Below are 12,149 nucleotides of genomic sequence, written 5' to 3'. Positions count from 1 at the left end.
ACGCTTTTTTCGCTTATGGGTATTCATTTTCTGTTTTTTTCTTTTTTTCCCGCTAGGCATTTGGTTTTATCTAAATTTTATATTTTAAAAAATATCTTTTTTATAATAATCACGCAAATTTATAAAAAATTCTTATAAAAAAAGTTTATTTTATAAAATATAAAGTTTATTAAAATTTAAAATTATACTTTTACAGTAACTTTCACTTTATTTTTTACGCTATTTGCGAATGTTTTAGCAGGTTTGAAAGCTGGAATAAAATGTTCGGGAATTATTATTGTAGTATTTTTTGAAATATTTCTTCCTGTTTTTTTTGCTCTTTTCTTTACTATAAAACTTCCAAATCCTCTCATGTAAACATTCTTTCCGCTTTCCAATGAACCTTTTACGCTATTCATAAATGCCTCAATAGTTGCCTGAACTGCTGCTTTCTCAACGCCTGTTTTGTTACTGATTTCTGTTATTATGTCTGCTTTTGTCATTTTAGTTTGATTTTAGTTATTAAAATATACTATATAATTTTGTTTTTTTTCTTTGACAAAGATAAGTTATTATTATTTTAAAAACAAAATATTTTTTTTCAAAAAAGTTTATTTTACAATTATTCTTCCTAATTCTTTTGAATTAGCTATAATTTGCTTGGCTTCATCTAATCTTTTGCATAAATTCTGATAAAACAATATTTCATCATCATTAATTGTTGTTTTTAATCTACTAAGTGCTTCCTCTTTTAATTTTAGTATTTTTTTCAGTTTCAAAACTGAAATAGATTGTATAATTGTTTTTGGCAAATCCTTTTCTTCATCATTAATAACTATACCGTGCTTTTTCCAGTTTTCACTTATCTTATTTTTTTCGGAACTCAATATTATATTTATTGTCTGCTCTCTTATTTCTTTATCATCATGGTCTATGAAATGCTGTTGTTGTAATATATTATTATTTTTAAGCTCCATTGCAAATTCATCAAATATCCGCTTGTATAAAGGGTTTTCAAACTCAATATCATTTAAGAGTTCGTTAATAATATATTCTGCAACATGTATTTTATGTTCTATAATTTCTTTTTCTTTTTTTTCTTTAAAAATAAGCTCTTTCTGTCCATAATCAAGCAGCAACCTTATAATATTGCATTCCTGTGATTCTACATCATTCTCTCCAATAATTATTTGTCGGTCTGCGATTATTTTTTCTTCATTGATTTCTTCTACCTCGTAAAAGTTTGTTTTTCTTTCGCTTGCTTTTTTTCTTATTATTTTATTTATTTCTTGATTAAGTATTTGTTCGGAAATTTTAACTGTTTCGGAACATTCTTTTATATATTCTGAACGAACTATTCCATCGGAAATCAAAGCAATGGTGTTTGCAATTTCTCTAATAAATTCGGCTCTTTTTATTGGGTCGTGTTTTGCTTCTTCAAAAAGTACAAGAGTTTTAAAAGTTATAAAGTTTGTAACATTATCATCAATAAACTTTTTTACTTCCGATACTCTGTGTTTTTTTGTAAACGAATCAGGGTCTTCATTTTCGGGAAAAAGAACAAGTTTTACATTCAAGCCCTCTTCAAATATCATATCAATACCTCTGAAAGAAGCTTTAATTCCAGCAGAATCACCATCATACAAAATTGTAATTGTATTTGCATATCTGCGGATAAGGCGTATTTGCTCGGTTGTTAAAGACGTTCCCGAAGAAGCAACAACATTTTCAATTCCCGCCTGATGAAGTGAAATAACATCGGTATAACCTTCAACAAGATAGCAGTTTTTGTTTTCAATTATTGAATTGCGGGCAAAGTACATTCCATAAAGAACATTGCTTTTGCTGTATATTTCCGACTCGGGAGAATTTACATATTTTGCTGCCTGAGTTTCCGAACTAAACACTCTTCCTCCAAAAGCAATTACTCTTCCCGATAAATTATGAATTGGAAACATTGCTCTGCCGCGAAATCTGTCAAAATATTTTCCTTCTTTTTCTATTGTTAAACCTGCTTCTTTCAGGTATTCCAGTTTATAACCTTTGTCCAATGCTGCAAGAGTAAATAAATCCCACTTTTCCGAACAATAGCCGAGTTGAAATTTTCGTATGGTTTGTTCACTAAATCCTCTTTCTGTAAAATATGAAAGTCCTATTGCTTTTCCTTCATCACTGTCAAATAAAAGTTCGGAGAAATATTTTTGTGCAAAATCTGAAACAATAAAAAGCGGTTCTTTTTTGTTCTGTTCGCTTTTCTCCGCTAAATCGGATTTGTCTTCATTTATTTCAATATTATATTTTTTTGCAAGAAATCGCAATGCTTCGGGATAAGTGAAGTGTTCGTGTTCCATCAAAAAATTCACAGCATTTCCTGCTTTTCCGCAACCGAAACATTTATAAATTCCTTTTGTTGCCGAAACCGTAAATGAAGGAGTTTTCTCATTATGAAAGGGGCATAAGCCGATAAAGTTCACGCCTCTTTTTTTCAAAGTAACGAACTCGCCTATTATTTCTTCAATGCGAACTGCACTGAAAATATCATCTATGGTGTCTTTGGTAATCAAGGGTTTTAAGTTTGAAGATTTTGCAAAAAAATTATAATGCAGAATTAAATTGTTTCAAAAACCTTACATCATTTTCGAAAAACAATCGTAAATCTTTTATTTGATATTTAAGCATTGTAATGCGTTCAATGCCCATGCCGAAAGCAAAGCCGGTATATTTTTTGCTGTCTATTTTGCAATTTTCGAGAACATTCGGGTCAACCATTCCGCAGCCAAGAATTTCTACCCAGCCGTTGTGTTTGCAGATATTACAACCTTTTCCGCCGCATATATTGCATGAAATATCCATTTCAGCTGACGGTTCAGTGAATGGGAAAAATGAAGGACGCAAGCGGATTTCGGTTTTTTCACCGAACATTTCTTTTGCAAAATAAATCAGTGTTTGCTTCAAATCGGCAAAAGAAACATTCTTGTCAACGTATAATCCTTCGATTTGATGAAAAATGCAATGAGCTCTTGCAGAAATAGCTTCATTTCTGAAAACCCTTCCCGGAGAAATTGTTTTAATTGGCGGTTTCGTATTTTCCATAACCCTTACCTGAACCGATGAAGTATGCGTTCTTAAAGCGATGTCGGGATTTTTCTGAACAAAAAAAGTGTCCTGCATATCTCTTGCCGGATGTTCTTCGGGAAAATTGAGAGCGGTAAAATTATGCCAGTCGTCTTCTACTTCAGGTCCTTCCGAAATATTGAAACCGAGGCGTGAAAAGATTTGGATAATTTCATTTCTCACAATTGATAAGGGATGCCGTGAACCAAGTTCAAGTTCATTTGAAAATAATGTCAAATCCTTAATTTCACCTGAAATATCTGAATGTTTGTCAAATTCTTTTTTATAAAATTCAAACTTTTCTTCAGCTTTACTTTTTAATTGATTCAGCAATATTCCTGTTTCCTTGCGGTTTTCGGGAGCTACATTTTTAAATTCAACAAATAAATCATTAATAACACCTTTTTTCCCGAGGTATTTAATTCGAAATTGTTCCGAATCATCGTTATTTAATGGCTTACAGCTTTCAATTTCTTTAAGAATTTTATTAATTTTATCCTGCATATTTTTTTGCTTAAATCAATTAGGATTTCAAATATAGTTAAAATTCAAATATATTTTTAGGGGATTTCTAAAAGTATTGTTTAAAGTTCAAGTTTTTATGTCTGCTGGTAATTTTAAAGCTGTCTAACTTTAAACTAAATTTGGGTTACTCAAGAATTTTCATTGTAACCTTTATATCTTTAAGTGGGCGATTATTAGCATCAACCTCAATAGCTGCAATTTTATCAACTACTTCAATTCCTTCAATGACTTCACCAAAAACTGTATAATTTCCATCGAGGTGAGGAGCGCCACCGATTGTAGTATATGCCTGAATTTTTTCTTTATTTAATTTCATTCCTATAGTTTTCGACATGTCTTTTAATTGCTGTTCTGTAAATTTTCTGCCTTGAACAATGTAGAACTGGCAACTTGAAGAAGCTTTCACCGGATTATCGTCCCTTGCAGCAGCCAGTGCTCCCCGTTTGTGAAATAAAGTACTGTCGAATTCAGTGGGAATTCTTGGACCAGTTTCGCCGTTGCCAAGCATTTGTCCGGGCTTTGCAGTTTTGGATTCGGGGTCGCCGCCCTGAATCATAAAACCTTTTATTACGCGATGAAAAAGTGTCCCGTCATAAACATTTTGTTTTACCAACTTTATAAAATTATCGCGATGTCCGGGAGTCTGGTTGTATAGTTTTAATTTAATATTCCCTAATTCAGTTGAAATCTGTACAATAGTTTCACCTGCTCGATAATTATTTTTTTTCACCATAAATGAAAAAATAACAAAAACACCAAAAATGAGCGTTGTAATTAAAAAAAACTTCTTTTTCATATATTTAATTTTTTTAAAGTTATTGAAAAAAAATGCATTTTCGTGCAATCAAATTATAAATTTATGTGTCTTATTTATAAAATAACTTGTGATAAATTTTGTATTTTATAATTTTTAATATAACTTTGACTTCTAAATTATCGTACAATAATAATAAATTTTTTTAATGTATGAAAAATAAACTATATATTGCATTTACAATAAATGCACTAATACTGTTAATATTTTTTTCTTTAAGTTGTAATAAAGAAGAATACCCTGTTAATATCACAATCCAATATACTTTGGACAATAAAGTAGTTCCCGGTTGTGAAGTAATAATCGGAAAAGGTGTTGACCCAAAGCTTGATAAAGAACAATGCACGCTGACAACTGATTATTCTGGCAGAGTAAGCCATACTTTTCCTTATCCTGCTATACTTAAAGTTATAGTGAAAAAAGCATTAAGTGGTTACGAATCTGGAACTTATGGTGATTCAACATATACAGACACATCGAATGTAACTCACCATGTTTATAAAAGTATTATTTATGGAAGTGGCAATATACGTCTAATAAAAAATCAAACCGTAAATAAAACTATTTATATCTCAGTTGATAACCCTGCTAATTAATGCATTTTCTTGATGTAGTAATTGGAGTTCCTCTATTGTGGACTGCGTTTAAAGGCTTCCGAAAAGGTTTAATTTTAGAAATTTTATCAATTATTACTTTAATTGTTGCTGTTTACGGTGGCATACATTTTTCATATTTTACAGCTAATCTTCTCGGAAAATATATACATTCCGGATTTTTGCAGATAATTTCCTTTGCCGTTACTTTTATATTAATACTTATCGGCTTGTATTGGTTTGCAAAAATTTTAGAAAAATTTGTTGATGCAATTGCTTTGGGATTTGCTAACAAAATAACAGGTTGCTTTTTCGGGTTGCTAAAAATGGCTTTTATTATCAGTTGTATAATTTATATTGCTGCTTCCATCGATTCAAATAAAATTTTAATTACTGAAAAAACAATTTCAAATTCCTTGTTGTATAAACCTGTTTCGGCTATTGCTCCTGCTGTTTTTCCCATATTGAAGACAAAATATGAGCAAATTAAGGATAAATCAAATTTACAAAAACATTAAAAATTCAATTATTATTTTTTATTGCTATTTTTGTTTTCTTTAATCATTTATAAATTGATGGAAAGTAAAAATAAAATAGCAGTAATCGGCAGCGGAAGCTGGGCAACTGCAATCGTAAAAATTCTTTTGGAAAATAACGGTTCCATTAACTGGTGGGCGAGAGAACCCGAAATCGTTGATAATATCAAGAAATTTCATCACAATCCTTTATTCTTGAGTTCGGTTGAAATTAATTCCGAAAGGGTTAATATTAGCACCGACCTGAAAAAAATAATTACTGATTCTACTCATTTGCTCTTTGTTGTTCCTGCTGCATTCCTTGCCGTTTCGATAAAAAATTTACCGAAAGAAATATTTAAAAATAAAAAAATAATTTCTGCAATTAAAGGAATTGTTCCCGAACATAATCTTATTATCGGCGATTTTTTTAATACGATTTATGATGTTTCTTTTCAGGATTTTGTTGTTATAAGCGGTCCGTCTCATGCCGAAGAAATTGCTCTTGAAAAACTTACTTATCTCACTGCCGCTTCACAAAATATAAATCTTTCAAAAGAAGTAGCAGGTTTTTTTAATTGCAGATACGTTAAAACAACTTTATCGGATGATATTTATGGAACAGAATATTCTGCTGTTTTAAAAAACATTATTTCCATTGCTGTCGGCATTTGTAAGGGTTTAGGTTATGGCGACAATTTTCAGGCAGTACTAATTTCAAATGGTTTGCAGGAAATAAAACGCTTTATTGATGCAGTTCACCCAATTGACAGGGATTTATCAAGTTCGGTTTATCTCGGCGATTTGATTGTTACTACATATTCGCAATTCAGCCGCAACAGGACTTTCGGCACAATGCTCGGTTCGGGATATTCCGTTAAATCGGCACAACTCGAAATGAAAATGATTGCCGAAGGTTATTATGCAGCAAAATCAATTAAGGAAATAAACAAAACCTATAAGGTTGAAATGCCAATAACAAAGGCTGTTTACAACATCTTGTATGAGAATATTGCTCCTGCAGTGGAAATGAAATTATTATCAGACAAACTCAGTTAATAAAAAAGTTTCCTGTTTTCAGTTAAAAATTGCCAATTATGAATTATCTCGCACATTTATACTTATCGCGACATTCCGAAGAAATGATGGTTGGCGGTGTGCTTGCTGATTTTATTAAAGGCAATAAAATAAAAAATTACAAACCCGAAATAATAAAAGGCATTGGGCTTCACCGCAAAATTGACAAGTTTATTGACGAACATGCTGTAATTGAAGAAAGTAAAAAACGGCTACGGAAAAAATTTTCTCATTACACCCCTGTTATTATTGATATTTATTGCGACCATTTTTTAGCAATTAACTGGAAAATTTATTCCGAAGAAACTCTCGAAAATTTTGCTTTAAGAAGTTATAAGATTTTAAAAAAACATCGCTTTCTTTTTCCTTTGCGATTTCAGCATGCATTGATATATGGGAGATTTAAAAATCTGCTTTTATCATATTTAACTTTTAAAGGAATTAATTTTGCTTTTCAAAGATTAGAAGGACGAACAAAATTTTATTCTAATCTTAATAAAGCCACCGAAGAACTGAAAAGAAATTATGATTTATACCAAAATGAATTTAAAATTTTCTTTGAAGATATTGTTGGATATTTGAACACTTACAAATAATAGCAATTCTGCTTATATGTTGAGTAATTTTGTTGATGTGCTTATATAATATGCACTTATTTTTGAGTCATTCTCGGTAGGTATAGGTATTACCTCATTTTTTAATGACCAATGAAAAATAACTTTTTTAACAACAAATCACAAACTTATTAAACTACAAACTTATTTATTCATTATTCATAAATTTTTGGTCGGCTATAGCTTTCAGAAATATTTTTGAAAAGTGCACATTATCTTTTTTAGAATACCTGTTTTTTGTAAATATTTGTGCAAGATTCGGAAGATTATTTATTTTCAATAATTCTGCAGTTTGTGGTAGTGATTCTTTTAACTTATAAATTTTATCAATATCTTCTTTTGAGTAATCATGGTACTTTTCTTCGTGTACAATTCCGTGTGTAGGCAAACGGTCAACCAGCTCGGGGTTTTCATCGGGATAACCAACAGCCAAAGTTGTAACCGGAATAACTCCTTCTGGTAAATTAAAAAAATCAATTAACTTATCTGCCTGATAGGTTGTAGTGCCAAGATAACAAATTCCCAAACTAAAATATTCGGCAGCAACAGCAACATTCTGCGCAGCAAGTAATGCATCAATAGAAGCAGTGAAAAATGAAAGAAAATTATCATACCCTGGCTCTGCATCTCTTTGCTGGCACCATTTATTAAAACGATTGAAGTCGGCACAAAAAGTCAGAAGCAAAGGTGCTTGTAAAACCATATCCTGCTTGAAATGTATTTCCCATAATTTTTTTCTGTTAGCTTCATCTTTAGAAACAATGATACTGTAAACTTGCATATTGCCTGTTGTTGAAGCTCTGAAACCAGCTTCAAGAATTTTATTTAAAATATCTTCGCTTACAGCTTTGCTCTTGTATTTGCGAATTGTACGATGTTCAAGAATTGTTTTAAGCATAATATTTTATTAATGAAAAAATATATAAGTTTAATCTGAATCTGTAGCGTTTTAGTTTTATATATTAAAAAAGCCACCGTTTTTCAACAATGGCTTATAATGATTTACATATTTTTTATTGAAGTGTAAATACAACCGGCATGTTGTATTGAACTCTAACTGCTTTTCCTGCTTGTTTTCCGGGTACCCATGGAGGCATTTGTTTAACAACTCTCACAGCTTCTTCGTCGCAACCACCGCCAATGCCTCTCAAAACTTTTACATCTATAACTTTACCGTTTTCGTCAACTACAAAAGTAATAAATACTCTTCCCTGAATACCGCTTTCTTTTGCCATTTGAGGATATTTGATATTTTCCTGTAAAAATTTCATTCGGGCTTCATCGCCTCCGGGATATGAAGGCATTTCTTCAACTATTGTAAATACAGGAGGTGCCTGTTCTACAATAACGTTATTTTCTTTAACATCCGATACAACTATTTCATCAGTTGGCGGAGGCGGAGGTGCCTGATTCATGTCTTCCTGATTCAAGCTTGCTGTTTCAACTGTTGTATCACTTGTAACAACTGGTGCAGTAAATTTTACTTTCTGCTCCATCGCTTCGGGAGGAGGAGGTGGTGGTGGTGGTGGTGGTGCTTCTTCAGTTGGTTTCTCCATTTTTGCAAAATCAGCAGATACAGTTTTATCTTCTTTAACTGCAAGAGTTTGTTTCCAGATAAAAAATGGAATTAACACAGCAAGTAATAATGCTGCAATAGATATTAACAAAGAGCGTGTAACATATTTTTTGTAAACCTTACGCAAATAATATGCCCCGTATTCTTTATATCTGTTTGAGAATACTATCTCATCTAAACTTTCTGTTTTTTCTTTTGCCATAATTACAATATTGTTTTAATCAATATTTATTTAACAGCTGTTTCTAATAATTTCTTTTCCTGTGGAGTTATGTCAACAATAGCATAACTTCCAATATTGCATATCGCCATTTCATCAATAACATCAATGATGTTTTTGTATTTTACTTTATCATCTGCAGCTTTAATAAGAATAACCGGTGCCTTTTTATCTTCTTTCTTTATTTCTTTAATTCTTTTAGTCATAGTTGAATCTGCAACAATAAGTTTATCTTTAATCAGCTTTTCTTTGTATTTAACTATTTCTTCAAATGTTTTTTTATTTTTTTCCAATAAAAATTTTCTTAATCCATCTTTGCTAAAGTTTGTTTGATGAAGTGACGGGTTAGGTGTTTCTTTATCAATGGCACCTTGATACCAGTAAACTTTATCTCCGCCTGCCAAAATAATATGATAAGTCAAATCTTTTCTAACAGTTGTTTTGTTTTTAGTAGTTGTTGTATCAGTATTATCGGGCATGGTAATTTCCATTACTTTTGGTTTACTGAAAGCAGTTGTAAGCATAAAGAAAGTAATAAGCAAACACATAAGGTCAACCATCGGAGTCATGTCAATATGTGTAGAATGCTTTTTAGGACGCCTTTTCCCGCCTTTTTTCTGGCTGCTTTCTTCTTGAATAATTTCGCCCATAATATATTATTTTTAAAAATTAATTATTATAATTTTGCTTCTTCTTTCTGAAGATTTGTAATAAGGTTAAATTTCTGCACTTTGTTTTCGAGAACAATATCCATTATTTTTTTTACTGCTTTATAATTAGCATTAGCATCACCTTTTATCACAACTTCGACATTAGGATTTTTTAATCTTGAAATTCTAACCCAGTAAAATAATTCAGATGCTCTTCCGTTTACAGAGTCAAGAGGTATTCCTGTTTGCATTTTTTCTTTTTCCTTTGGCTTACTTAACAAAACCCATTTTGGAATGTCCTTAAAAGGCATTCCAAAGGAAGAGGATTTAGTAAACTTATCTATTATTTTTAAATCTCTTTTTTCATCAAGGGTTACACTATATTGCTTTGCCATTTCCATGAAAATTTCTTTTCTGAAATGAGTTGATGAATCGGCACCATTATCAATATTAAAAAAAACCTTATCGGTACTATCTACATAAATAGTCATTATGTTTTTATCGGGAGCTTGTTTTTCAGAAACAGAAGACGGTGAATCAATAACTGCGGCTTCCTGCGGTCTGAATGATGTTGTAAGCATAAAAAAAGTTAACAACAACGAAAACAAGTCCACCATCGGTGTCATATCAATATGGGGTGATTTGGTCGGGACTTTAATTTTTGGCATAACTTATAAGTTTTAACTATAAACTAAAAACTATAAACTTACTTATCTCTTTGTCTGAGCTGCAAATGTTTGTACCAAGCTGAATCCGGCTTCATCCATTTTATAGGTTAAAGCATCAATTTTAGTTGAGAAAAAATTGTACAATATAATTGCTAAAGTTGAGCCACTGATACCAAAGGCAGTATTGATAAGAGCTTCGGAAATACCTGTTGCGAGAGCTAAAGCATCGGGCGAACCAGCTTGTGCAAGAGCGGCAAATGCTCTAATCATTCCTAATACCGTACCAATAAGACCTATTAACACAGCAATAGAAGCAATAGTTGAAAGAATAACAAGATTTTTAGAAAGCATTGGTAATTCAAGTGCTGCTGACTCATCCCATTCCTTTTGCATCGCTAATATTTTTTGCTCTTTTGATAAACTCTCGTCATTTTGCAAATCTCTGTATTTTGACAAACAAGCTTTAACAATGTTAGCTAATGAACCTTTTTGTTTGTCGCATTCTATTAATGCTTCTTCAATTTTATTATCATTCAATAAATTCTGTATATTTTTTACAAAAACATTTAAATTCGATTTTCCTTTTGCCTTGGAAATCATTATAAATCTTTCTATTGAAAAAGTTATTAATATAATTAAAAGAGAGATTAATAGTGGAACTATCATTCCTCCTTTATATATAATAGCTAAATAGTTTCCTGGCAATGGATTTCCTTCAGGATTACCATCTTGAAAATTCGCCGGATTACCCATTATGTATTTAAAAACAATCCATGCAATAACTAATGCTATTACAATAGATGACATCGCAAAAGCTGATTGCAATGTTTCTTTTAAACTTTGTCCCTGATTACTTTTGTTTTTAGCCATTTTTTAAAATTTTAAGGTTATTAAATTATTTTATTTACTTTATTTTTTTACAAATTTTTAGGATAGCAAATATATAAAAATTGTTTTAATAAAAAATTTTTTGATGAATTTTACATAAAACCGTTATTAAATTATTGTAAAAATAATACATTTTAAATGGTTTTCAAAGCACAAATAAGTTAACGGCAGCAATGAATCAGTTAACGGTAGAAATGATTAACTGACGGAGTGACTTTGAGTCACTCCGTCAGTTTAAAAATGATTGAAAATTTAATGGTATAGTTGTTGTTTTATATATTTGTATGTATAATAAAGTTTATTGTGAATAAAATTATTTTCATACCAATCTTTTTTTTATTACTCCTCAGATGCGAAAGTACTGATGCTCAGGAAAAAATAGCAGGAGGAATAAAAGTTAAAGCAATTGTAATTGATGGCGATACTATTCCTTATGTCGAACTCACAGAAATAAAAATATTTGGAAATAAAATTTTTAAAACCAATAAAGAAAAAAGACAATGGGACCGGCTTGTTAGAAATGTTAAAAGAGTATATCCGCTTGCAAAAATAGCAGGTGTAAAAATGAAAGAATATGAAGCAATTCTGATTCACATAAAAGATGAAAGAAGCAAAAAAATATTGATGAAAAATGCCGAAAATGCATTGAAAGCTCAGTTTGAAAAAGATATAAGAGACCTCACCTATTCGCAGGGAAAAATTCTTGTTAAACTTATTGACAGAGAAACAGGAAAAACTTCATATCAGATTATCAAAGAATTCAGAGGAGCTATTCAGGCAATATTCTGGCAAACCTTAGCCCGTATTTTTGAAAATAATCTTAAATATGAATATGACCCTTTCGGTGAAGATAAAGCCATTGAAGAAATAATTCTGAAAATTGAAAACGGAGACATTTAAAAATAGTTTTCAGTTT

14 protein-coding genes are annotated in these 12,149 nt (G+C 30.9%); 5 read left to right on the top strand and 9 right to left on the bottom strand.

Annotated features, from left to right (window positions below; translation table 11 throughout):
• Positions 1-182 precede the first annotated feature (182 nt).
• The 4 genes from WC223_02275 to WC223_02260 all read right to left on the bottom strand — a co-directional run bounded on the left by WC223_02275 (position 183) and on the right by WC223_02260 (position 4,414).
• Positions 183-482, bottom strand: a complete 300-nt coding sequence (locus WC223_02275; GenBank protein MFA6923056.1) for an HU family DNA-binding protein — start codon at positions 480-482, stop codon at positions 183-185.
• Positions 483-590: 108 nt separating this feature from the next.
• Positions 591-2,543, bottom strand: coding sequence for a DNA primase (gene dnaG / locus WC223_02270; protein ID MFA6923055.1), 1,953 nt, complete (start codon positions 2,541-2,543; stop codon positions 591-593).
• Between the two features lie 31 nt (positions 2,544-2,574).
• Positions 2,575-3,597 (bottom strand): phenylalanine--tRNA ligase subunit alpha, encoded by a 1,023-nt coding sequence (pheS, locus tag WC223_02265; GenBank protein MFA6923054.1) that lies wholly within the window; start codon positions 3,595-3,597, stop codon positions 2,575-2,577.
• 145 nt (positions 3,598-3,742) lie between these two features.
• Positions 3,743-4,414, bottom strand: coding sequence for a peptidylprolyl isomerase (locus WC223_02260; GenBank protein ID MFA6923053.1), 672 nt, complete (start codon positions 4,412-4,414; stop codon positions 3,743-3,745).
• Positions 4,415-4,584: 170 nt separating this feature from the next.
• On the opposite strand from WC223_02260, the gene WC223_02255 reads away from it, so the two are divergent.
• Genes WC223_02255 through WC223_02240 form a run of 4 tightly spaced genes read left to right on the top strand, consistent with a single transcriptional unit; the run spans position 4,585 to position 7,213 of the window.
• Positions 4,585-5,028: a hypothetical protein gene (locus tag WC223_02255; protein ID MFA6923052.1), complete on the top strand. Its 444-nt coding sequence runs from the start codon at positions 4,585-4,587 to the stop codon at positions 5,026-5,028.
• Positions 5,028-5,543, top strand: coding sequence for a CvpA family protein (locus WC223_02250; protein ID MFA6923051.1), 516 nt, complete (start codon positions 5,028-5,030; stop codon positions 5,541-5,543). The genes WC223_02255 and WC223_02250 overlap by 1 nt, the downstream gene beginning before the upstream one ends.
• 57 nt (positions 5,544-5,600) lie before the next feature.
• Complete coding sequence (locus WC223_02245) at positions 5,601-6,599, top strand: NAD(P)H-dependent glycerol-3-phosphate dehydrogenase (protein MFA6923050.1); 999 nt, start codon at positions 5,601-5,603, stop codon at positions 6,597-6,599.
• Positions 6,600-6,637: 38 nt separating this feature from the next.
• Positions 6,638-7,213, top strand: coding sequence for an ACP phosphodiesterase (locus WC223_02240; protein ID MFA6923049.1), 576 nt, complete (start codon positions 6,638-6,640; stop codon positions 7,211-7,213).
• A 166-nt stretch (positions 7,214-7,379) separates the two neighbouring features.
• On the opposite strand, the gene WC223_02235 is transcribed toward WC223_02240, so the two are convergent.
• From WC223_02235 to WC223_02215, 5 genes are all read right to left on the bottom strand, one after another.
• Positions 7,380-8,129, bottom strand: a complete 750-nt coding sequence (locus WC223_02235) for a nitroreductase family protein (protein ID MFA6923048.1) — start codon at positions 8,127-8,129, stop codon at positions 7,380-7,382.
• Between the two features lie 115 nt (positions 8,130-8,244).
• On the bottom strand, positions 8,245-9,009 hold the full coding sequence (locus WC223_02230; protein MFA6923047.1) for a TonB family protein: 765 nt from the start codon (positions 9,007-9,009) through the stop codon (positions 8,245-8,247).
• A gap of 26 nt (positions 9,010-9,035) precedes the next feature.
• The gene (locus WC223_02225; GenBank protein MFA6923046.1) at positions 9,036-9,677 is read right to left on the bottom strand and encodes a biopolymer transporter ExbD; all 642 of its coding nucleotides are present in this window, start codon (positions 9,675-9,677) and stop codon (positions 9,036-9,038) included.
• A gap of 26 nt (positions 9,678-9,703) precedes the next feature.
• Positions 9,704-10,345, bottom strand: coding sequence for a biopolymer transporter ExbD (locus tag WC223_02220; GenBank protein ID MFA6923045.1), 642 nt, complete (start codon positions 10,343-10,345; stop codon positions 9,704-9,706).
• A 42-nt stretch (positions 10,346-10,387) separates the two neighbouring features.
• Positions 10,388-11,215 carry a MotA/TolQ/ExbB proton channel family protein gene (locus WC223_02215; GenBank protein MFA6923044.1) on the bottom strand — a complete coding sequence of 276 codons (828 nt, stop codon included), beginning with the start codon at positions 11,213-11,215 and terminating at the stop codon, positions 10,388-10,390.
• A gap of 321 nt (positions 11,216-11,536) precedes the next feature.
• Here WC223_02215 and WC223_02210 point away from each other — a divergent pair, with 321 nt between their 5' ends.
• Entirely contained in the window at positions 11,537-12,133 is a 597-nt protein-coding gene (locus WC223_02210; GenBank protein MFA6923043.1) for a DUF4294 domain-containing protein, read from the top strand.
• Positions 12,134-12,149 lie beyond the last annotated feature (16 nt).

This window comes from Bacteroidales bacterium, from assembly GCA_041671145.1.
Lineage (GTDB): Bacteria > Bacteroidota > Bacteroidia > Bacteroidales > JAHJDW01 > JAQUPB01.
Note: the sequence above shows the minus strand (reverse complement) of the source record. Positions and strands in the feature narration are given on the sequence as shown.

Coding starts and splice junctions, on each gene's coding strand:
- pheS (MFA6923054.1), bottom strand. CDS start 3,597: ATGCAGGATAAAATTAATAAAATTCTTAAAGAAATTGAAAGCTGTAAG.
- WC223_02230 (MFA6923047.1), bottom strand. CDS start 9,009: ATGGCAAAAGAAAAAACAGAAAGTTTAGATGAGATAGTATTCTCAAAC.
- WC223_02275 (MFA6923056.1), bottom strand. CDS start 482: ATGACAAAAGCAGACATAATAACAGAAATCAGTAACAAAACAGGCGTT.
- WC223_02255 (MFA6923052.1), top strand. CDS start 4,585: ATGAAAAATAAACTATATATTGCATTTACAATAAATGCACTAATACTG.
- WC223_02235 (MFA6923048.1), bottom strand. CDS start 8,129: ATGCTTAAAACAATTCTTGAACATCGTACAATTCGCAAATACAAGAGC.
- WC223_02225 (MFA6923046.1), bottom strand. CDS start 9,677: ATGGGCGAAATTATTCAAGAAGAAAGCAGCCAGAAAAAAGGCGGGAAA.
- WC223_02245 (MFA6923050.1), top strand. CDS start 5,601: ATGGAAAGTAAAAATAAAATAGCAGTAATCGGCAGCGGAAGCTGGGCA.
- WC223_02240 (MFA6923049.1), top strand. CDS start 6,638: ATGAATTATCTCGCACATTTATACTTATCGCGACATTCCGAAGAAATG.
- WC223_02250 (MFA6923051.1), top strand. CDS start 5,028: ATGCATTTTCTTGATGTAGTAATTGGAGTTCCTCTATTGTGGACTGCG.
- WC223_02260 (MFA6923053.1), bottom strand. CDS start 4,414: ATGAAAAAGAAGTTTTTTTTAATTACAACGCTCATTTTTGGTGTTTTT.
- WC223_02220 (MFA6923045.1), bottom strand. CDS start 10,345: ATGCCAAAAATTAAAGTCCCGACCAAATCACCCCATATTGATATGACA.
- WC223_02215 (MFA6923044.1), bottom strand. CDS start 11,215: ATGGCTAAAAACAAAAGTAATCAGGGACAAAGTTTAAAAGAAACATTG.